Origin of the sequence: Nesterenkonia rhizosphaerae (assembly GCF_039544555.1) — a bacterium.
In the GTDB taxonomy this organism is placed as follows: Bacteria; Actinomycetota; Actinomycetes; order Actinomycetales; family Micrococcaceae; genus Nesterenkonia; species Nesterenkonia rhizosphaerae.
This window is the reverse complement of sequence record NZ_BAABLW010000007.1, coordinates 958,653-979,071: the sequence shown is the minus strand read 5'-3', so window position 1 is coordinate 979,071 and position 20,419 is coordinate 958,653. Positions and strand designations below refer to the sequence as shown.

Below are 20,419 nucleotides of genomic sequence, written 5' to 3'. Positions count from 1 at the left end.
GTACCCAACGTCCCGGGACTCCTCCCCCAGGTTCGGCCCAGGGAGGACAACGATTCGGTGACAGTTCAGCGGACACGCCGCAGCGCGAAGACCTGTTTAGACCTTAGCTGGCAGGGTGGTGGGCTTGAATCCCGGGCGAGTGTCCTCGAATGTCTGGATACTGTCCTCCTGGCGCAGAGTGAGAGAAATATCATCGAGTCCCTCCATGAGCCGCCAGCGGGTGTAGTTATCGATCTGGAAGACCGTCTCCACACTGCCGCAGCGCACTGTGCGGTGTTCTAAGTCCACGGTGATGTGCGTTCCGGGCTCCTTTTCGAGCTCTTTCCAGATGAGCTCGACGTCGGGCTGGGCCACTTTGGCGGCCAGCAGCCCCTGCTTTCCGGAGTTGCCGTAGAAGATGTCGGCGAACCGTGAGGAGATCACCACACGGAAGCCGAAGTCTTTCAGCGCCCAGACCGCGTGCTCGCGGGAGGAGCCGGTGCCGAAATCCGGGCCGGCCACCAGGACTGAGCCCTGGTTGTAGGGCTCCCGGTTGAGTACGAAGTCAGGGTCTTTGCGCCAGGCGGCGAAGAGAGCGTCGTCGAACCCGGTTTTAGTGATGCGCTTGAGGTAGACGGCGGGGATGATCTGGTCGGTGTCCACATTGGACTGCTTGAGCGGGACGCCGATTCCGGTGTGGGTGGTAATGGGTTCCATGGGGTAAGGGTCCTTAGGCAGAGGTCAACACGTGTGAAGGTCGCCCTCAGGCGGCCGAAAGGCGAGCGGAGTCTGCGCCCGCTGCTGGGACTGGATCGATATCCGCAGGGGCCGAAAGAGTCCCGCGGATAGCGGTGGCCGCAGCCACTACCGGTGAGACCAGATGCGTCCGGCCGCCTTTGCCCTGGCGTCCTTCAAAGTTGCGGTTGGAAGTGGAAGCGCAGCGCTCCCCCGGGGCCAGCTGGTCCGGGTTCATGCCCAAGCACATGGAGCAGCCGGCGAACCGCCACTCTGCGCCGAAGTCCTTGAAGATCTTGTCGATGCCCTCGGCCTCGGCCTGCAGACGGACCTTCTGCGAGCCCGGGACCACGATCATGCGCACATCGGGGTCCTTCTGCCGGCCCTCGATGATCTCTGCGGCGGCCCGCAGATCCTCCATCCGCGAGTTGGTGCATGAACCCAGGAAGACGGTGTCCACGCGGATATCTTTCATCGCAGTACCCGGGGCCAGGTCCATATACTTCAGCGCACGCTCGGCGGACTCGCGGTCCACTGGATCGTGGAAATCTGCCGGATTGGGCACAGAGTCATTGAGACTCACGCCCTGCCCGGGGTTGGTACCCCAAGTGACGAAGGGCTCGAGGGTATCGGCGTCGAGCACCACCTCGGCGTCGAACTGAGCACCTTCATCGGTGCGCAGGCTGCGCCAATACTCGACGGCTGCGTCCCAGTCCTCGCCCTCCGGCGCATGGGGACGGCCCTTGACGTAGTCGAAGGTGGTCTCATCAGGGGCGATCATTCCGGCCCGCGCTCCGGCCTCGATGGACATATTGCAGATAGTCATCCGAGCTTCCATGGAAAGTTGCTCGATGGCGCTGCCGCGGTACTCCAGCACATACCCTTGTCCACCGCCGGTGCCGATCTTGGCGATGACGGCCAGGATGATGTCCTTGGAACTGACTCCGGGCTTCAGAGTGCCGTTGACCGTGATGGCCATGGTCTTGAAGGGCTTCAGGGACAAGGTCTGGGTAGCCAGCACGTGTTCCACTTCAGAGGTGCCGATGCCCATGGCCAGGGATCCGAAGGCTCCGTGGGTGGAGGTATGCGAGTCCCCGCAGACAATAGTCATACCCGGCTGGGTCAGTCCCAGCTGCGGGCCGACCACGTGGACGATGCCCTGTTCGTCGTCGCCCAGGGAGTGCAGCCGAATGCCGAACTCTTTGGCGTTGGTCCGCAGGGTATCCACCTGTTTGCGGCTGATCGGGTCGGCGATCGGCTTGTTGATCTCCAGGGTGGGAGTGTTGTGATCCTCCGTGGCGATGGTGAGGTCTGGACGGCGCACCGGACGTCCGGCGAGACGGAGACCTTCGAAAGCCTGCGGGGAGGTCACCTCGTGCAGCAGGTGCAGGTCGATGTAGAGCAGATCCGGGGACCGCTCTCCGTCCTTATCCTCGCCGCGTACGACGACGTGGTCGCGCCATACTTTCTCCGCCAGTGTCAGTGCTGTCTCAGCCATGCTTCTAGAGAACCACCGAAGTGGGCAGTCCTCTAGACCTGAAATGTGAGGTCTCATTATTTGAGATACTTAGGTGGTTCAGGGCTAAACTCCTCCTATGCCACAACGCCCACCTGTCCCCCACTCTGCAGGAACCGCCCTTCCGCCGGATCCGCCACGCCCACTCCACTCCCCTTCCGGTATCGGTGTGGTGGATAAGTCCGTGATGATCATGGACGCGCTGGAAGCCGGGCCTGCCACGTTGGCGCAACTGGTAGAGGTCACGGGCTTGGCACGTCCTACGGTGCACCGGTTGGCCAGCGCCTTGGTCCACCACAGGTTCCTCACTCGGGATGTGCGCGGGCGCTATGTGATCGGCTCGCGACTGGCGGAGCTGGCTTCGGCTGCTGGTGATGACCGCCTGGTCTCTGCAGCTGGCCCGATCCTGCTGAAGCTGCGCGATGCCACCGGTGAATCCTCTCAGCTGTTCCGCCGCCAGGGCGAGGCCCGGGTGTGCGTGGCTTCGGCTGAGCGCCCCATCGGTCTGCGCGATTCCATCCCGGTGGGCACCCAGCTTTCGATGAAGGCAGGTTCTGCAGCCCAGGTCCTGCTGGCCTGGGAGGACCACGAACGTCTGGTGGACGGGTTGCAGGGCGCCCGCTTCACTCCCACAGTGCTGGCCGGAGTGCGACGCCGTGGATGGGGTGAGTCCCTGGGTGAGCGGGAGGCCGGTGTGGCTTCTGTCTCTGCTCCGGTGCGCGGACCCTCTGGACGGGTGATCGCCGCAGTTTCCATCTCTGGCCCCATCGAAAGGCTGACCCGACAGCCCGGGCGGAAGTTCGCCGGCGTCGTCGTGGCTGCCGCACACCAGCTGACCGAGCTGGTGCGGATGAGTCCCGACGGCGACCACGGCCTGAAAGACGAACCGCCAGCTAAAAGGTAGCCCGGTTCGTTCGCCACTTACAGCAGGTGTCAGGCCCAGCAGCCCTGAGATACACGAGACGAACCTGAAGAGTTCTGTCCGAACCGAAGAAGTATGATGAGGCGCGTGACTTTGAATATCAGTGTTATTGGTACCGGTTATCTGGGTGCGACCCATGCAGCATGTATGGCCGAGCTCGGCTTCGACGTCATCGGCGTTGATGTCGACCCGGAGAAAATCGATTCCCTATCCCGCGGTGAGCTGCCCTTCCACGAACCCGGTCTGCCGGAACTGATCCGCAAGCATGTCGATTCCGGGCGCCTGCGCTTCACCACCGATATGTCCGAGGTCGGCGCCTGGGGCGATGTGCACTTCATCGCCGTTGGCACCCCGCAGGTCAAGGGCGGCACCGGCGCTGATCTGACCTATGTGGATGCAGCCACCACCTCACTGGTGCGCTCGATCACCAAGTCCGGTGCCCTGATTGTGGGCAAGTCTACCGTCCCGGTGGGTACCGCGGCCCGACTCTATGACCTGGTCCAGCAGCAGAAGAACCCCGGTGTGGAGCTGTCCTTGGCGTGGAACCCGGAGTTCCTGCGCGAAGGCTTCGCCGTGGAGGACACCCTGCGTCCTGACCGCCTGGTAGTGGGCACCCGAACTGAGGCCGATGAGGCGAAGCTGCGTGAGGTCTATGCCGAGGCCCTAGGACGTGACACACCATGGGTGTCTACAGATTTTGAGACCGCTGAGCTGGTGAAGGTCGCGGCCAACGCGTTCTTGGCCACCAAGATCAGCTTCATCAATGCTTTCGCTGAGGTCACCGAGACTGTGGGCGGTGATATCAGCACCCTGGCTGATGCCATCGGTTTTGATGACCGTATTGGTCGTAAGTTCCTCAACGCCGGTGTGGGCTTCGGCGGCGGCTGCCTGCCTAAGGACATCCGTGCCCTGCAGACCCGGGTAGCGGAGCTGGGTCTGGATCACTCCATGAAGTTCTTGGATGAGATTGATCAGATCAACCTGCGCCGCCGGAAGAAAGCCGTGGCCCGGGCCTTTGAGCTGCTGGACCAGGATGTGGTGGGGAAGAAGATCGCGGTGCTGGGTATTACTTTTAAGCCGCTTTCTGATGATGTCCGTGATGCTCCTGGCCTGGATGTGGCTGCCCGGTTGTTCAACGCTGGTGCTGATGTCCAGGTCTATGACCCTGAGGGTAATAAGAACGCTGCTAAGCGTTACCCCCGCCTGGGGTATGTGGACTCACTCACCGAGGCCGTCAAGGACGCTGAACTGGTGGTCCTGACTACTGAGTGGAATGAGTTCAAGGCCCTGACCCCGGCAGATCTTCAGGATCTGGTGGCAGCGAAGCGGTTCGTGGATGCCCGCAATGTGCTCCCAGCAGCGGAGTGGGAAGCCGCAGGCTGGACCTTTGCTCAGCTGGGACGCAAGTTCAACGGCTGATCAGGTCGTTCCGGGACGGGCCCGGCATCAGTTAAGCCAGTGAGTCCCAGCCAATGCTCTCAACGGCGCTTCCGGTGATCACACCGGGGGCGCCGTTGGCGTCTGCGACAGTCCCTATCCGCCGGAACCCCTCTGGCAGTTCCACGACGGCGGGGAAGCTCGCCAGCAGTGCGTATTCCTCACCCCCGCTGAGCACCCAGGAAAGTGCCTGATCAGGGGTGCTGCCCACTGCGGTGGCGATGGGCTCCAGGGTCCGCGCTTCAGCCAGCAGGGCGTCGTCGTCGAGTTCGATGCGCACCTCTGAGGAACGTGCCAGGCGTCCGGCGTCACGCAGCAGGCCATCAGAGATATCCATTGCTGCGGTAGCACCGGCAGCGCGCGCCGCCGGCCCGGCAGTCAGCGGCGGGGTGGGGCGCTGCTGGGCAGTCAAGACCTGCGCCAGGAGGTCGGCGTGCTGGTCCAGGTGCTGCAGTTTCTCCGGATCCGTCAGCTCATCGCGGGGCATTTCTAGGAACGCCAGTCCGGCTGCGGCGCGTCCGAGGGGGCCGCAGATGGCCAGCACATCCCCCGCGGTTGCTCCGCTGCGGCGCAGGCCTCCGGCCGGTTGGCCTTCAGCCCCCCGCGGGAGCTCTCCCACTGCGGTGATGGTCACCGAGATCTGATCTCCGGTGCCAAGATCCCCGCCAGCGATCACGCAGCGTTGGGCCCCGGGCTGCTGGCATGCGCGGATCACACCGCGGTAGAAGTCCTTAACCCACTGCACCGGTAGGTCAGCAGGCAATGTCAGGCTCACCAGCAAGGCGGTGGGAACTGCGCCCATGGCATTGATATCGGAGAGATTCTGCGCGGCGGCCTTGGTGCCGACGTCCATGGCCCATTTCTCGGCCGATTCCCCGGCGGTCGCGCTGAGTTCCGCGGACCCGAGCCACCATTCACGGCGGAAGTCCTGGCCTTCGCTCATGGTGTCAGTAGTGAGCACAAGCTGAGCTCCAGCCGTGGCAGTGAGCAGGGCGGCGTCGTCACCTGGTCCGAGGTCCATGGAGGTGCCGGTCACGGCGCTGTTATGGGGATCGACGGCGGCCCGCAGGGTTTCCAGCACGACCTCTTCACCAACCCGCCCCACGGTCATCGGCGCCTCATCCCCGGTCAGCTCCGCGATATTCATCTGCTTAGCCTATCCGGGCAGCGCCAGCAGATTAGCCGCTATCGCTGGAAAGCAGGCCCAGGGAGACTAGTTCGACCCGGTTGTCACACGCGAATCTGTGCAGCAGTGTGGAAATGGTGGACTCAACAGTCCTGGGAGACAAATCCAGTGATCGGGCGATGGCACGGGTGGAGAGACCTTGTTGTAGGCCGCTGAGAACCGCGCATTCACGTTCATTCAACTGCAGGTCCGTGAAGGTAGACAGAAGCCAGGATGGCTCAACTGCGTGCTCTTTGGCTTCGAGGACCAGACGGATCGCCTGTGCCCTATGCCGTCGTGACATCCCGTACTTCTGCTCCCAGCACGCACTGATGATGGAAAGCCCGAAGAATGTAGCTTTGGCATCGATCAGCGCGGACGCAATATCGAGTGCCTCATGATCACTGTGACTGGCCATCGCAGCTGCCAGCATCACGATCATCGCTGTTCTACCGTGCCGTTGAGTCCATGGAGCAGCCAGCACGCAATTGACTGCCTGAGCCGAACGCCCCAGCAAGGCCAATAGCAGCAGTTGCTGCTCTTGAGCCCACTCCCCTTCGCCTCGTGCCTGCGATCCCAGCTGTATGAGCCGTGAGCAGACTTCGGCAGCAGGAAGGCCGCTGCCAATGAGAGCCAGACCTGTGGCGAACAGATCTACATGCGGCAGGCCGAGCTGGGGGCTGTCTACGGGATATCGAATGCGATGCTCCTGATGTGCTTCATCGGCGATGCGCGTGTCTACATATGAAGCAGTAGCCGCGATCAACGATGAAGCGCACCGAGCCAGGCCATAGGCGTCACCCAGCAGAAATGCTTCACGGGCAGCGGTGGCGTAGCGCAGGGCAGAACTCATTCTGTCTTCCTGCATGGCAACCAGGGCACTCACCAGGTCCGCAGTACCTTGCAAAGAGACACTTGGCGTCGGGCGGCTCGCCCAGGTGCGCAGTTCGACCCGCAGCGCATCTGTTCGCCAGTCATGAGCCATCGCGATCAGCAGCATGAGCGCGACGGCTGCATCCTCAATGTCTGGATGCTTACCTTCCCGAACCAGATCATCCCAAAGAGAGGCCAACACTAAGCGGCCCAGGGCCGGATGCTGGCGCAGGCCGAGCCAAGCACCTACCCAAAGTTGGGCTACGACAACTTCGTCCCAGTCCGCGTGCAGACGAATCTGTGCCAGTTCTCTGAGCCAGATATCCGAATCGTCGCACGAGGTCAGCTCCTGAATGCGCGAGAGAAATGGAGTGCTGTCTTGCTCGAGCGAATCTAGGTCCCTTAGCACCGAGCGACCAATTTCTGGCTGGAAAAGACACATCCGGTAAGCCAATAGGCGCGCTTGTCGGTAGGCCTCCGATGCATCGCCCCCCGGGCCTTCGTTTCGGCTGTGATCCGCAAACAAGCGGAGCTCCCTACTGGATTCTTCGGTCTGGCCTGTGGCCAGCAGCGCTCTGGCTCGCAGTACACGCAGCGCAGGAGTGACAGACTCCGCCGCGTCCACGATGTCCAAGGCAGGCTGGTACCAGCTTCGGGCGATGCAGAGTCGGCTGGCTCGTTCAGCCCGCTCGACCTCCCCACGGACACCGGCCCGGGCAGCCCACCATAAAAGTGCAGCCTCCGAAGCAGGTCCTCCCTCCTCTGGGGGGATGTATCGCCCTACGTCATACCAGAGTCGAATGAGTTCCCTTGGGCTGTAGGCGATCCTGACAGCCGTAACCAACGCCTCGGCCGTCACACGCAAGTCTAGAAACCCCTGGTGGGTGACACGATCAGGTGCAAGCAGCCCCTGTTGACGCAGGCTCAGCACCACTGTTTCTCCAGAATGTGTGCTGGCCCAGCTCTCGGGCAGTCTCCCGCTGATGGCCGCCAGAACGAGCAGTTCCTGTTCGGAGGGCCCCAAGCCCCCGAGAATTCCTCCAACGTCACGGCCGAGCAACTGCTGCAGCGGCTCCTCATCGAAGCTCCACGTCCACACGTTTCCGCTGCGCCTGAGCACTCCGGTCTGGACGGCGGCCTCCAGGACCCGCTTTGCGAGAAACGGATGACCGCCGCTGAGGGCACTGAGACGTTGCAGCGTGGGGGAACAGGCAGGTGCACCCAGATGTGTTTCAACTGCATGGGACAGAGCCGCGTTAGTCAAACTGGCAAATGAGAGCATGCCAAGGCGTCCGGCACGTCGAAGGGGCTGCACAAAAGAGGGGGTCTCTGCTTCAGTGCGCAGCAGGAGAACTAGCCGCACAGCATCGGCGAGTCCGGCCTCGACCAGCGTTTCTCCGGCTGCCGGATCCAGCAGCGTCGCGGATTCAATGACGACGACGGGACAGTCTCCCGTACGTTCAGACTCCTGCCGCGCCCATACCCGCAGCGCTTGGGCTGATGCCTGGGGCGTGCCATCATCCATCGCGATATCAGCATGCTTCAGCGCAACGGCTAATGGGCAGGATCCGGAGCCTTCTCCGATTGCTCCGTCCACGCGCAGCACAGGGACGCTGGCTGACAGTTCTTCGACGACGTCGTCGGCGCCCCAAAGACATGGCAGCAGTAAGACAATACTCTGCCGTTTGGGCAGCGAAAGCATTGCGTCAGCAATCCTTGCAGCGGCATCGAAGCTGTCAAGAACCAGGGTGCACGGAAAATCCTTCAAGACACGCTCCTTGAAGAGCCTAGTATCCTGGCGCGCAGCTGGGTTCGGGAAGCAACACCGAGCTTGCGATAGATGCTGCGCACATGTGTCTGAACGGTGCGCACCGAGATCTTCAGTTCGCGCGCGACATCGGCAGTTTGGGCACCTACCATCAGCTGCTGCGTGATTTCGCGTTCCCGGGAAGTAAGCAGCTCTTCAACTGCAGGGTGCAGCTTTGCGGCTCCGTGGTGTTCGGGGCGGGGCACCGCAGTACAGAACCGGAATCCCTGGGCTGTTGTCATGGTTGATGCGAGGATGCGACGGCGGCTCTCCCCGCCTAGCGCTAGCACCTGCGCAGGCTGAAGGACTTCGTCCTCAACATCTGCGCCCCTTGCTTTTTCGATGAGATCTTGCAAAACGTCAGGGGGTAGCGATGCCGCGCGCCGAAGCAACACTGTTCGCAGCACCAAACGTCTCATTCCCGGTACATCAGGGGCCACGTTGAAGGCGTCCTCAATCGATGTTGCAAGGGTGTCAGGCGGAGCCTGCAGCAGCCCGCTCAGCAGGACGAGAGTATCGGTGCACGCATCACGGAATGTTCGGGCGAGCACCGGCGGGACCAAGTCAGGAGGGCCAAGCAGCTCCACTGAGCGGGTGTTGTCCAACACCCTATCCAGGGCCTCCAAAAGGCGACGAGAGATACTTCCGACGGGGAGGCCGGTTTCAAACTGCGTCCATAGGTCTTCCATCTCGGGTCGAAGATCCGTCGTCTCCTTCCCGCATGCCACGCCGCGCACCACGCTCAAGGTTTGATCGGTGACCGCGTGGAGGAGCCGGCGCTCAGGAGATTCGTCCTTCGTCCAAGACTCTGGTAGCGGTGTATCGGTCGGGTTAATCAGAATGCGGGCAAGACCAACTCGTTCATAGATCCAACTCAGACCGAGGAGCGGCACTTGGGAGGCCGGCACGCTCGTCGTCTCTCTCAGCGAGGACAAAGCTCGCTCTGTGTCACCGGCGATTGCTGCGGCATAACCGTCCAACGCTGTTGACGCAACGCGCCCCAGCAGCTCAAGATCGAGTTTCCCTAACCCGCCGTGCCGTTCTGTGGAAATGTACGAATCAGATTTTTGGTGCGGAGGTGGTGGGAATGCGCGCAGATACTGAGTCGGCGCATAGTCATCAAAATGCGCCAAGCGGGAAGCGAAATCCGATACGTCAGTATCGGCAGGGCCGACGGCGCCCAAGAGGGCGCCACGGATGAATGCGGCGAGCGCATGGTCCTCGGACTGACCTGGCTGAGATCCCGGCTGAGTCTCTAGGACCTTCAGCGCGGACCGGGGTGCCCCGGATGCGGCGAGAATGTTCGCTTCGATGCATCCCGACTCAGCGCTGTCTGGGGCCAATCCACTTGCGAGGAACCTGGCTTGCTCCAGGAGGCCGCGTTCTAAGTGCTGGTACGCCGCAGCCACTGTTGTTTCATCATCGATGTGATTTCCTCGGGCCCTGCTGGCAAGCACCCAAGAAGCCGTCGTAGAGGGTTGCTGGAGGCGATAATCCCGAGCCGCCAAGACCAAGTGGTGACGGAAGCTCGCTCGTCCCAGACATACTTCAGGGCCTTCGCTGCGAAGTAGCCCCGCCTCGAGGAGCCAAAAGACCACGCTGCGGGTTGCTTCATCGTCGAGGAGTTCCCGCAGCGGAATACGCTCGCGCACCGCGACCAGATACAGAAGACCGACGGCAGCAGGACCTAGATCCGCTTCCAGGCTTCGGCAGAAGTCAGCAGCGGCGCTGCGGTCCATCCAGGCAGGACAACGCACAACCGCACTTCGACCGTCGCGCGGGACAATCCAGCCATCTGCACGGCCGGCGACGGCCAACCGCCGAACCTCGTGGGGAGTGGATCCAGCTGCCCGAAGCATGAATTCGGTCAGTGCAGCAGTCGGCGAGTGACCAAGTGCCTCTCGGAGGATCACCTCCGCCTCCTCGAAGCCGAGGGGTTCGATACGTATTTTGAGGCCGCGCCGCGATTGAAGCGCCCTGGCATAACCAAACCCCAGTTGGGACTCCGATGAACAGGTAAGAACCAACCCCACGCTTTGCTCGCGGACCAGCAGATCCACCACGCTGAATGATTCGTCATCCAACAGCTCCACTCTGGGAATGATCAGCATCCCAGGGCCCTTACTGCCCTCAGGGCTGGCTAAGCGACGCAGCTCGGCTGCGGCAGCACGCGGATCAGGCACTTTGCGCTCGTCCAGAACCTGAAGCCGGCGCTGCAGCGCGTGATCGGGAACGTTAGAAGAAGGACAAATCGCAAAAGTTGTACCCAGCTGAAATTCCATTTCGCCGATAAAGTCAGCGAATCCACAACCGTATTGTCCCACCAGCAGAAGTAGCGGAGCCTGAACGTTGACACAGTGCTCTACGGCGCGTCGAACAGACTCTATTCTGGCCATGTGGGCCTCCTAGGCACACGTCCACCGCATAATTAATCTGTGGCCACTGAGCGAACGGGCTTCAGCACAACGTCATTTATCAGGATAATACACGGAGTGTCAAGGTGACTTCATCGCCCTAAGAGAGGTTTCTGCCACCGGAATTCCCGACATAGGACATAGTGGTCGGGCGTTCTGCGTTCATCTGCTCTCGGCTCGGCTGAGCCATTTGTGCTCGACGGCGGCCTGAAGGTCTACGTGATGATTCTTCGCCAGCAGCAGCACATGGGCGAGAACATCGGCGCTTTCATTCTCCAGGGCTTGCTGTTTCTCGGGATCAGACAAACCACGTTCCCGGCCCATACCTGCCAGGTTCATATAGGCCTGAACCAGTTCACCGACTTCCTCCTGCAGTTTCAGGATGAACCAGTGATCAGTGCGTTCGATCCCGAACTTATCCGCGTAGCCCTGGGAGACCGACTCCACAGCCTCAGTCATCTCCGAAATGTCCACCTGGCAACCCTATCCCGAGAATCTCTTTGAGGACTTGGACCCACTCAGCACCGTCAGCGATTCCCACTCCTGCCATCTGGGATAGTGAACAGCCGCGATTGTGCTTTCCATAATGTCGGCGTCGAACCGCGGTTGGAGTCCCTCAGACGTCGCTTCAAGATCTGCCGTCCACGCCCGGCCTAGCGGAGAATTACCAAGTGTCTGCTTCGCCTCATCCGTACTGCCAAAGAACCTCGGCCAGGTCCGGAAATACTCCCCAATTGCCTGAGAATCTTCAGGTTCCTTTCCGCCCGCGACGTGGCCTTCCAGCATGATTAGCTGACTCACCAGATCAGGTCTGGCGTGGGCGGCCAGGAACGCCGTATGCGCACCCATGGACTTTCTCGCCTGGACAAAACTCTTGAAGGACATCAACCACATCCGCCACGAACGCTTCTCGTGAAAGATCCGCTGGCCGGCGGGTGCTGCGGCCCTGGCCTCGCTGATCCAGCAGCAGCACACGGTGGGTCCTTAGGAGGATCTTGCCGGTAGGTAGCAGTTCAAGGGATGACCCAGCGAGACCATGCAACAGGAGCACGGGTGAGCCGTGCCCGCCTAAATCCGTGACCGAGAGCCGGACTTTCTCACGTTCCACGCTAGCCAGCTTCCACACCCCCGACTGCAAGGATCATGTGCACGGACGTTGGTTCCCCAGTTCCGCAAATGAAGGCAGGACCTACTCAGGAATGGGAGTTTGCTGGTAGGACGCTAATCGCCATCCGTTCTGGCGTCGCACGTAAACAGAGGACATCAATGCCCGGAACCCAGGGGCTGCTTCATCGCGCCAAGCAGTGCCTTTGTAGACAAGGACTGCAGAGGACTCATCTAGTGAAACGAGCCGCTCTTCTGTGATCTCATACTTGCTCCAGGGTGGCGCCTCATTTAGCGACTCGATGACCTGTTCGCGAGTGAGGACAAAACCGTGGGAGAGAATCATGACCCCGTTTTCGGTCATGAGCTGTCCATAGAAGTCCGCACCTGAGCTGGAGCACAATGATTGCCATCCTTTGTGCTCTAACTCCAGCAGCTCATCGATGCTCATGGCTCCATACTAGCCAGGTAGGGAAGGCTCAAGGGTGCGAAGCAGACATTCGATGATTCAATTCAGATACGTGAAAACCCCAGGTCCGGTCTCGACCTGGGGTTTTCACGTCTTGTATTGATTTGTGACCCCAGCGGGGAGTCAGTTACCCCCTTCTGACAAGGGGTTTTGCAGTTCTGAGCGAGAAAACCAGCCAAAAAACCAGCCATTTTCAACCCCCAGATCACGCAGACCCCCATCACGGGAGACCGGCGATCTACTCGCTGGGAGGCGCTATATCGTTTTCAACTGGACTGTCTTGACCCGAACATGACGTCACCGTCAAATCCAGAAGCTCCTGTCCTCACCAGGTCGAATGGCTGGTTTCGCACCCAAGTCGACCAGGAACGGGAACCTCAAGAGCCCATGCGCTGAAAACCAGCCATTTCTGCATGAACACGAAGACTCGCTCATCCCTTGCTGCACCGTGTTCTCGGGAATCTTGAGAGAACCAGAGCGAATCTGGAGCTGCACGAAAACCAGCCATTGCACATGTGACCGCGACATTCGCCCCCCGGAGAACGCAACTGGCAGGCCAGCACTGCCCTGGTCCAGATCCACGCTCCCCAAAGCGGCTTGAAACTCAGCCACAGCAGGCTGCACCTCATCCTCAGTCGTAATGTTCGATCACCCACCTGTCTCCAGCGAGTTCCCGACCACGACAGGGCACGAAGTTCGTCACCGTTTGCATCACTTCTACTTGTCTGGTTGGGCTCATTCCGCACGACGAGCTGGTTGAACAGACCACACAGATGAGAGCTGGAACGCCACCGACGATCCTTCAGTCCAAGAGCACGAGAAGGAAGCAGTCGACAGAGGGCTAGCTGAGATCGAAGCCAATCCGGGCGGCGGAATGACTTTTGAAGAGCTCCAGGAGCGCATCCGGCGTGTTATCTCTGAGAAGTAAGTACAGGATCTCACTCGAGCGCGACCACTAGATGTACTTGTCTTCGCAGGCACCCAGTGACATTCGGGTCAGGAACACTCTCCTTCCCGGCGAGTGGAGTCAGATCAGGCTAACTTTTAGCTACAAGGTATCTCAACGGGAGAGAGAAACATGGAAAACTGGGAAGAGGCGACGTGGGCACTTGTTGCCGCCTCTGTGAGCGCAGTCGCCACAGTATTAACAGCGCTGGTTGCGATCTGGTCGCTTAGTGAAAGCCGGAAAGATAGCCGAGAGCGCACTCGTCCCATCGTGACCGCGTGGTTAACTCCTGGTCCTACCTTTGTGCATGGAGTCCTCTATCTCGTGATTGGCAACTATGGACAGACCGCTGCTCGAAATCTACGTGTGGAGTTCAACCCTGAGCTACCAGTGGAAGGCGCGAAAGCGGATGGAAGAGGAACGAAAGCAGCCACGTCAATCTCCACACGTTACAGCGAGCTCCTAGAGGTTCTCGCACCGAGACAACGACTGGTTAATCCTGTCAGACATTTTGTTGACGGCAAGAACACCTATGTTGACGCCTTCCCTGAAGTACTCGAAGTCAAACTTGCATACGCGGACGGAAGCCGGAGGCTCTCTTGGAAAATGTGGAGAGGTTTTCGTGAGGACAGAGTTTACGAAGACGTGTTCACACTTCGTCTAAATGCGCACGATTGGGAAACGCGCATTAACCCTGGCAACAGCATGAAGTGGGAGAAGCGCATGCCTGACGCCCTTGAGACTATTGGCTGGGAACTCTGGGAAAAGAGCTACTGAGAACTCTCCGCCGTTGCTAGAACAATAGGACGACAATATGCTCAGCCGTTGTCTTCTATGACCACAGGAGACTTCAATTGAACAAACGGGCTTCTTCTACTGGTACTAACTCTCAGTGACAACGTCAGTTACTCACATCGCTGAGGCTCCTCGCCCACCTTGCGGACCCATTTCTCCCCATCAATGGTGTAAATGATGCGTGCACTATAACTTTTCAGGGGCTTATCGCTCAGTTCTTCCTGAAGGATCGGGACCGCTGTCACTTTCGGTCGCAGCCTCACAGTGTCATTGGGTGGAAGGTGAACCGGCGTCTTAACCCGAGCGCTACTCTGAAGCGGCTCATCGAACTCCACTACCTCCACAGAGACAGCTCGATCAGTTGTGTTATGGAAGTAGAGGTTCAACGAAGTCATCTTCATGTTCTCCCTAGTGCCATGGCCTGCTCCGCCTCGGGCTTCGATCCAGACCCTGGATGCCTCATCGATCTTCTGCCGTTCAAGTTCTTGTGCGGATTTCAAAGACTCCTCGTGACGTCTCTGCCGTTCTATTTCCCGATGCGCCTGGTCTGTACGGAACACCCGCACTGCCCATAGGAGGGTGAGCACCGTGGCAACCCCGCCAACCCAGGTCCCCGTTGCCTGCACCCAATCAGGGTGGAGTTCCTTTACCCAAAGCAGGGCGGCAGTAGCGCCGAGGACAAGTCCAGCTATCAGCCACATCACGTGGACGAGCAAGTTCCAAGAGCTGCGCTTCATCTTCCCAAGCTATCGCTGACTTCGGACATACGTCTTCGAGGCGAGGACAGGTGGAAGCACCTCTTAAGCCTCCCCAAACGGCTGCAGGGCGAAAATGAAAAGCGAATGCTTGCTCACCATGCTCATACTGGAGACTGCGGATCCACCCCAACGAATCCCAGAACAGCTCAGGTTCCTTCTTTGCCATAGCGGTCAAGGTTCGATCAGAGAACTCCATCGAACCACGCAGCTCCGCACTTAGTGCACCCGAGGCTCAGCCCTCGCGTGACACTAGGCATACCGGTGGAACGCGGTTATTTAAATGCGCGAGGTCACTGAGCGCTGCCGCGCACAATGAAGCCCTCGATCAGCAACTGCTGGTGCGCGATTTCAGGAGAGAGGGTGCAATCGCCACTGGGGGAAACCTCCAGAGTGACGTTCATGCCAACGGTGTGCCCGCCGATCTTCTGCGTAGTGCTGGGGCAGACATCAGAAGGGAGTTGGAGAACAAGCGAGTCGAACTTTCCCTCTTCAAGTTCAATGTTGAGCTTGATGTACAGGAGATTCTTCTCCACCATGGCAACCCAGCAGTTCGAGGACGAGACGGGCACCCACGGAGACTTCAAAAGTCCCGTGACGTCCTTCGGAGGATTGATCGTGGGATACGGGATATCGGGGATGTCGGGCAAGCTCTGAAAACTCATCGTGGTCTCCTCCGCAGTATCGTAGATAGGGACATCACCGATGCTACTGCGGAGGTCAGGCACGACCACTCAACTTCGGAGCAGACATCCACGCCAACCACAGGCGATCCTGCCCCGAAAGCAGGCGCAGCCCTCATCGTCATGTCAGCAATGCTCGCCACCCAGGCCTTCGGTTGAACCCCTCACTCTTCAGGATCACTGTTTGTTGGAAATACTAGTGAACGATGTTTTTCTTCGATCCGTTCACTAGTCAGTCAGTTCAGGACATCACTCAAGGCAAAGCATTTGGATCACGGGCATCGATGCCCACGCCTAGGCATCCGGGAAAGAGACTCAACTGGTTCGGTAGGGAAGCACACTTCGATGTTAAAGGTCGGAAACCTTATCTCCGGTTCCCCCTCCAAAATAGGTGCGACACGCCGAGCTGAAAAACTTTTTCGCAGATTATGCGCCAACCCATAGCTAGGCAAGATCACGAACGTGTAACACTAAAACCCCCGAATGACAGGGAAGCAGCCACCTGCCCTCAGTCAACTTCTACAACATGTAGTAGAGATTTTGGTGCAAAACACAACATCTAGGGCTATATACCCCCCTCTTGCCTGAAGCTGCAAGGTACCATGGAACTAGCTGGACATAGCACTAAGCCCTCCACAGGCTTAGAGCGGAGGGCTTAGCTGACTTGGCCGTCGGCTTTCACTCTACCGTGTCTTGTGCACCCCATGGTGCATGGGACGCCGTGTTTCAGCTCCCACCAAGTATGAGGAGCCAAACCTTTGGTTACTAAACAGCAGCGCATCTCCGACGTGTTCGGATTGCACGGTGAACTCCCTTTCCTGAACGTCCCTGCCCATACGGATGGGCGAATGTTCGTAGACCCTGCAGCTATCCGCCTGCATCCCGACCCAGAGCCATTCAAAACTATTGCTTTGGCATGCATGGACACTTTCGTCGACCAAGTCACGAAGCATGTACTTCACCGCTCACGGAATTCCAAACAGGAGGGGCTTGATCTTCTCCGGCGTTTCACTGAACCTTCAGAAACTCACTTGGGAATGACCCGACGCGGGGTGAAAGGTCATGGTGGATCTGACGATGTGGCTCGCTGGATTTGGGATGCATTGACTCAAGATGGTGATGCGCTGGTCAGCTTCGCGATCTTCAAACAGATCGAAGACCTGCCGCTCTTTGTGGAAGGCATCGCCGAGGACATCACATCAGACATCACCACCCGCCTTATCTTCAGCGCCCTGGTTGATTTCACACACAAGATGACCCAGCAATACCACCAGATCCCAGCAAACGCTCCGCTCACTAAAGAGTCTAAAGTCCTCTGGGACCACGAAGCTGAGGCTTGGACCGAACGCACCATTGAGCTGCCCACCCTCGATGGACGCCAGCTTGTATTGGTCCCTACCCACTGGGCACGCCCCAATTTGCTAGTTAGCCGTGAGAGGTACTACCAGGTTGCCGTTCTTGACTTCATTCAGGAAACCACGGCAACCATCACCTTGGAGGGGCGGGTTCTCAAGACTTCGAAGAAATCCTTGAAGGAATCCGGCAACTACCCCCGTGACTGCGGGAACTTGGTCCGGATGACCGTAAAGGCTCTCCGTGAGGACATTGATCTCATGAGGCAGTTCAAGGACTTCGTGAAAGCAAAGTACGCACCCGTGGATCCGGATAGGATCGAGCAAAGGTTGGCAGCATAATCCCAGACTGGAAGAGAGGGAGCAGGTTTTGACCAACATCGAACCTGCTCCCTCTGATTTGCTCCAACCGGAGACCCTCCGCTCCCTTAGCTTTGAGTCATCCATAGCGAAACGATGTCGTCCTGGAGATCAGCCCAAATTCTCTCCAGATACAAACCACTGACGCAGAACTTCCTTGGTCTCAGGGGTCGCGTTCGCGGTATCCAGCTCGTCTAACGAGATCCATCTGCAGGCAGCGTGTTCATCCGACAGTCGCACGACTCGTCCTCACAAGGGAACAGAAACGGTGTACTGCCTTGTCTTCTTCCCTGACCGAAGTGCCTCACGGGTGAACGCAGCCTGCCTTCTGCAGACATGCTCACACGCAGCCTGAACACAAGGACTTCACCCGTTCAGCCTAGTCGCTGACGCTGATTCACCGGCTCGATGACTCCGAATGGCTGGTCCTGAACGCGGCGTTTATTGTCAGTAGAGTAGCGCCACGACAAGAGCAGCCCCTAAAGCAGCCATGAGGGGACTCATTGACACCTCGCAACCGAACTCCGTTCCTGAACGCTAGGGCTCTCTCCGACAAGCTCAGGTTGGATCGTTAGCGGAACCATCCGTGAGTTCGTAGCGGCGGCCTTGCAGAGGGAGCAACCTCTCACCGTCTGGGTCCGTGTGGAAAATCCCATAGGTCCCCGAAGAAAAGTGCATCAGGACTTTCGTCCGCTGGTGAAATGTATTTCCCATAGGAGACTTGAAGTAAACATCAACCTGGATGTGGCGTGCACTCTCTTCTGCGTTCATCGCCGGTCTCTCGTAAGCAATGTGCGCATTGAACAAGTCACGCAGCGTTACTTTCGCTGGGTTATCGCGAGTCAAGGGTTCAGCTAGACGTGTATGACCACGCCCATGCTCTGTGCGCACTACTACCGAGACATCGTGGGCAGCATCATCGGAGCTGTTCGTCAGCACGATTGAATGGTTCTTACTGACGTAGGCGTCCAGCAGAATCTGAGCATTTTCGGTAAGTCGTTCCTGTTCTCGCTCCTGCATGTCCCGGGTCTCGGCTTGCAGCTTCAATAGCTTCCCCTCCGCTTCATGGCGCGCTTTGTCTGCCTTCTGCGACGACCGCAAAGCCCACAGAGAGATCAATACCGCTATAGCAGGAATTGAGAGATCGATGATGTCGAGTATCGTCACACCGTCTTGCGTGTTGGCGTCCGAGGCGACGTTTCTGAGAAAGTGCATACCCAAAGTCTCTCGCACTAATCCGGCTCGGGGACCGGCCCAGAGGGATGTCCTGCGAGGTGCTGCCCTCTCCGCTTCGGTTAACATCCCAATATCCACGACACAGAAGACACAGCGGTAATCGCCGAGCGCATTGACCTGTCCCCTTGGGGGCAGGTTTACGCTCTCCAACATGGAGACAATGTTGCAGCAAGGCGAAGTAGTTGACCTCACCGGGACCAGTAGGAAGACTCTTCTGGGATACGAAGAGCTCGGCCTGGTGATTCCTGCCAGGGCTGAGAACGGGTACCGGCTCTACAACGAGCACCAGGTCTCTGTGATCCGGCAGATCAGACGGCTCAACGACATCGGAATCCCCCTGCGGGACATAAGCCCTTTCGTGGACTGCCTGAACACTGGGAGCCAGTACGCCGATTCCTGTCCCTCAACTCTTGGGGAGTATCGCCGCGCCATCGAGCGGATCGATAAGACCATCAGCACCCTGACCACACAACGGACTGCACTGGTGGAGAACCTCACTGTTGCCAGTCGCCGCATGCTGGAGGAGATGAGCACGGTTGATTCGCAGAACCCAAACCTGGCTCCTCTACCAGAAGATCTACCAGAACCAGAAGATGATGGGGCAACAGATCACCTTCCCGGTATGGCCCTGCCCGAGCTGAGGCTTCCATCCACAGACGGAGACGAGATCTCACTGAACGATCTAGGTCACGGACGCGTGATTATCTATGTCTTCCCGATGACTGGAGCCCCAGAACAAGACATGCCCGAAGGGTGGGACGCCATTCCTGGTGCCCGAGGCTGCAGTCCTCACAACTGCGATATGAGAAATCACTACGCCGAACTCGTCCAAGCCGGAATCAGCCGAGTCTTTGGACTATCCAGTCAGCCGCTGGAATACCAACGCTCACTCCTAGAGGCTCTCCGGTTGCCCCATCCCCTGCTCACCGACGAACGGATGCTACTCTCACAGGCTCTGGGACTGCCAACCTTCTCTGCTGGAAATATCACCGCTTACCGGCGACTCGCCCTCTTGATCCATCAAAACACAGTTGAACATGTCTTCTACCCGGTCTTTCCACCAGGAGAACATGCTCAAGTCGTTCTGAACTGGCTCCGCGAACACCCGACCCCACAGCAGAGTTAATACAAGGGGGCTATGAAGTTTCCCCTCCCGAAGTCTGGTTCATGAGACTACGCGAAGAGGCTCGACTCAATGACTCAGGATGGCTTCTCCTGAACGCGGCGTTTTTTGTCAGCAGAGTAGCCTCCCAGCGAAACCACCCAAATAACCAGCCACTTTTTGACGCCCGATCTTCGACTCGGTTGGCTGGTTGTCCCACGAAATCGAGGGTTTTCGGATTCGAACACCTCGGGCAGTTGACCTCGGTGAGGTCATCGAGGTCGCAGGATGCGAACGTTGCAGATTCGAACCCAATCACTGAAAGTTCCCATCAGACCGTAGATTTAGAGGATCGCCCAGAACCGCCAGATCCAAAACCAGCCAATCGACCGGAAACGAAAGCACCCCCGTCCCCTTACTTCCCCCTTGTTTTCGGGGATTCTGGGAGGACGAGGGTGCGGTTGTGACCCCAGCGGGATTCGAACCCGCGTTACCGCCGTGAGAGGGCGGCGTACTAGGCCGCTATACGATGGGGCCGTATTCATTTGTTCGCACTGCTTCACCAAGAAAAAACTTGGTGACCCCAGCGGGATTCGAACCCGCGTTACCGCCGTGAGAGGGCGGCGTACTAGGCCGCTATACGATGGGGCCCAGTGCGAAAGACTGGCCGAAGCCAATCCGCTGGGCTACTAGGACTCGAACCTAGAACGACGGTACCAGAAACCGCTGTGTTGCCAATTACACCATAGCCCACTGTTCAATTTTTACC

At 58.8% G+C, this 20,419-nt stretch carries 16 protein-coding genes and 3 tRNA genes; 5 read left to right on the top strand and 14 right to left on the bottom strand.

Going from position 1 to position 20,419, the window contains the following annotated elements:
- Positions 1-96: 96 nt before the first annotated feature.
- Entirely contained in the window at positions 97-696 is a 600-nt protein-coding gene (gene leuD / locus ABEA23_RS10130) for a 3-isopropylmalate dehydratase small subunit (protein WP_260073318.1), read from the bottom strand.
- 46 nt (positions 697-742) lie between these two features.
- The gene (leuC, locus tag ABEA23_RS10125; protein ID WP_345477882.1) at positions 743-2,212 is read right to left on the bottom strand and encodes a 3-isopropylmalate dehydratase large subunit; all 1,470 of its coding nucleotides are present in this window, start codon (positions 2,210-2,212) and stop codon (positions 743-745) included.
- Between the two features lie 97 nt (positions 2,213-2,309).
- Here leuC and ABEA23_RS10120 point away from each other — a divergent pair, with 97 nt between their 5' ends.
- Positions 2,310-3,134: an IclR family transcriptional regulator gene (locus ABEA23_RS10120; RefSeq protein WP_081652469.1), complete on the top strand. Its 825-nt coding sequence runs from the start codon at positions 2,310-2,312 to the stop codon at positions 3,132-3,134.
- Between the two features lie 96 nt (positions 3,135-3,230).
- Positions 3,231-4,571: a UDP-glucose dehydrogenase family protein gene (locus ABEA23_RS10115; protein ID WP_345477881.1), complete on the top strand. Its 1,341-nt coding sequence runs from the start codon at positions 3,231-3,233 to the stop codon at positions 4,569-4,571.
- A 31-nt stretch (positions 4,572-4,602) separates the two neighbouring features.
- Here ABEA23_RS10115 and thiL read toward each other — a convergent pair whose 3' ends face one another.
- The 6 genes from thiL to ABEA23_RS10090 all read right to left on the bottom strand — a co-directional run bounded on the left by thiL (position 4,603) and on the right by ABEA23_RS10090 (position 12,403).
- Positions 4,603-5,736, bottom strand: coding sequence for a thiamine-phosphate kinase (gene thiL / locus ABEA23_RS10110; protein WP_345477880.1), 1,134 nt, complete (start codon positions 5,734-5,736; stop codon positions 4,603-4,605).
- Positions 5,737-5,767: 31 nt separating this feature from the next.
- Entirely contained in the window at positions 5,768-8,395 is a 2,628-nt protein-coding gene (locus tag ABEA23_RS10105) for a helix-turn-helix transcriptional regulator (RefSeq protein ID WP_345477879.1), read from the bottom strand.
- Positions 8,392-10,830, bottom strand: coding sequence for a helix-turn-helix transcriptional regulator (locus ABEA23_RS10100; RefSeq protein WP_345477878.1), 2,439 nt, complete (start codon positions 10,828-10,830; stop codon positions 8,392-8,394). The genes ABEA23_RS10105 and ABEA23_RS10100 overlap by 4 nt, the downstream gene beginning before the upstream one ends.
- 180 nt (positions 10,831-11,010) lie before the next feature.
- Positions 11,011-11,322, bottom strand: coding sequence for a MazG nucleotide pyrophosphohydrolase domain-containing protein (locus ABEA23_RS10095; protein WP_345477877.1), 312 nt, complete (start codon positions 11,320-11,322; stop codon positions 11,011-11,013).
- A 331-nt stretch (positions 11,323-11,653) separates the two neighbouring features.
- Positions 11,654-11,899, bottom strand: a complete 246-nt coding sequence (locus tag ABEA23_RS14250; RefSeq protein ID WP_425577207.1) for an alpha/beta fold hydrolase — start codon at positions 11,897-11,899, stop codon at positions 11,654-11,656.
- 138 nt (positions 11,900-12,037) lie between these two features.
- Positions 12,038-12,403: a nuclear transport factor 2 family protein gene (locus tag ABEA23_RS10090; protein WP_345477876.1), complete on the bottom strand. Its 366-nt coding sequence runs from the start codon at positions 12,401-12,403 to the stop codon at positions 12,038-12,040.
- Between the two features lie 1,096 nt (positions 12,404-13,499).
- Between ABEA23_RS10090 and ABEA23_RS10085 the strand changes: the two genes are divergently transcribed.
- Complete coding sequence (locus ABEA23_RS10085) at positions 13,500-14,144, top strand: hypothetical protein (RefSeq protein WP_345477875.1); 645 nt, start codon at positions 13,500-13,502, stop codon at positions 14,142-14,144.
- 128 nt (positions 14,145-14,272) lie between these two features.
- Here ABEA23_RS10085 and ABEA23_RS10080 read toward each other — a convergent pair whose 3' ends face one another.
- Both ABEA23_RS10080 and ABEA23_RS10075 read right to left on the bottom strand, forming a co-directional pair.
- Complete coding sequence (locus ABEA23_RS10080) at positions 14,273-14,899, bottom strand: hypothetical protein (protein ID WP_345477874.1); 627 nt, start codon at positions 14,897-14,899, stop codon at positions 14,273-14,275.
- Between the two features lie 311 nt (positions 14,900-15,210).
- On the bottom strand, positions 15,211-15,582 hold the full coding sequence (locus ABEA23_RS10075) for a hypothetical protein (protein WP_345477873.1): 372 nt from the start codon (positions 15,580-15,582) through the stop codon (positions 15,211-15,213).
- A gap of 776 nt (positions 15,583-16,358) precedes the next feature.
- Here ABEA23_RS10075 and ABEA23_RS10070 point away from each other — a divergent pair.
- A complete protein-coding gene (locus ABEA23_RS10070; RefSeq protein ID WP_345477872.1) occupies positions 16,359-17,294 on the top strand; it encodes a hypothetical protein in 936 nt (311 codons plus the stop codon).
- Positions 17,295-17,870: 576 nt separating this feature from the next.
- On the opposite strand, the gene ABEA23_RS10065 is transcribed toward ABEA23_RS10070, so the two are convergent.
- Positions 17,871-18,527 (bottom strand): hypothetical protein, encoded by a 657-nt coding sequence (locus ABEA23_RS10065; RefSeq protein ID WP_345477871.1) that lies wholly within the window; start codon positions 18,525-18,527, stop codon positions 17,871-17,873.
- Between the two features lie 172 nt (positions 18,528-18,699).
- Here ABEA23_RS10065 and ABEA23_RS10060 point away from each other — a divergent pair, with 172 nt between their 5' ends.
- Positions 18,700-19,674 carry a redoxin family protein gene (locus ABEA23_RS10060; RefSeq protein WP_345477870.1) on the top strand — a complete coding sequence of 325 codons (975 nt, stop codon included), beginning with the start codon at positions 18,700-18,702 and terminating at the stop codon, positions 19,672-19,674.
- Positions 19,675-20,114: 440 nt separating this feature from the next.
- Here the strand turns inward: ABEA23_RS10060 and ABEA23_RS10055 are convergent.
- The 3 genes from ABEA23_RS10055 to ABEA23_RS10045 all read right to left on the bottom strand — a co-directional run bounded on the left by ABEA23_RS10055 (position 20,115) and on the right by ABEA23_RS10045 (position 20,403).
- A tRNA-Glu gene (locus tag ABEA23_RS10055) sits at positions 20,115-20,187 on the bottom strand.
- 38 nt (positions 20,188-20,225) lie between these two features.
- Positions 20,226-20,301 (bottom strand) — tRNA-Glu (locus tag ABEA23_RS10050).
- A 30-nt stretch (positions 20,302-20,331) separates the two neighbouring features.
- Positions 20,332-20,403 (bottom strand) — tRNA-Gln (locus tag ABEA23_RS10045).
- Between the last annotated feature and the right edge of the window lie 16 nt (positions 20,404-20,419).

Excerpts from the sequence above, each read along its gene's own strand:
- leuD (WP_260073318.1), bottom strand. The coding sequence starts at position 696 with ATGGAACCCATTACCACCCACACCGGAATCGGCGTCCCGCTCAAGCAG.
- leuC (WP_345477882.1), bottom strand. The coding sequence starts at position 2,212 with ATGGCTGAGACAGCACTGACACTGGCGGAGAAAGTATGGCGCGACCAC.
- ABEA23_RS10120 (WP_081652469.1), top strand. The coding sequence starts at position 2,310 with ATGCCACAACGCCCACCTGTCCCCCACTCTGCAGGAACCGCCCTTCCG.
- ABEA23_RS10115 (WP_345477881.1), top strand. The coding sequence starts at position 3,231 with ATGAGGCGCGTGACTTTGAATATCAGTGTTATTGGTACCGGTTATCTG.
- thiL (WP_345477880.1), bottom strand. The coding sequence starts at position 5,736 with ATGAATATCGCGGAGCTGACCGGGGATGAGGCGCCGATGACCGTGGGG.
- ABEA23_RS10100 (WP_345477878.1), bottom strand. The coding sequence starts at position 10,830 with ATGGCCAGAATAGAGTCTGTTCGACGCGCCGTAGAGCACTGTGTCAAC.
- ABEA23_RS10090 (WP_345477876.1), bottom strand. The coding sequence starts at position 12,403 with ATGAGCATCGATGAGCTGCTGGAGTTAGAGCACAAAGGATGGCAATCA.
- ABEA23_RS10085 (WP_345477875.1), top strand. The coding sequence starts at position 13,500 with ATGGAAAACTGGGAAGAGGCGACGTGGGCACTTGTTGCCGCCTCTGTG.
- ABEA23_RS10080 (WP_345477874.1), bottom strand. The coding sequence starts at position 14,899 with ATGAAGCGCAGCTCTTGGAACTTGCTCGTCCACGTGATGTGGCTGATA.
- ABEA23_RS10075 (WP_345477873.1), bottom strand. The coding sequence starts at position 15,582 with ATGAGTTTTCAGAGCTTGCCCGACATCCCCGATATCCCGTATCCCACG.
- ABEA23_RS10065 (WP_345477871.1), bottom strand. The coding sequence starts at position 18,527 with ATGCACTTTCTCAGAAACGTCGCCTCGGACGCCAACACGCAAGACGGT.
- ABEA23_RS10060 (WP_345477870.1), top strand. The coding sequence starts at position 18,700 with ATGGAGACAATGTTGCAGCAAGGCGAAGTAGTTGACCTCACCGGGACC.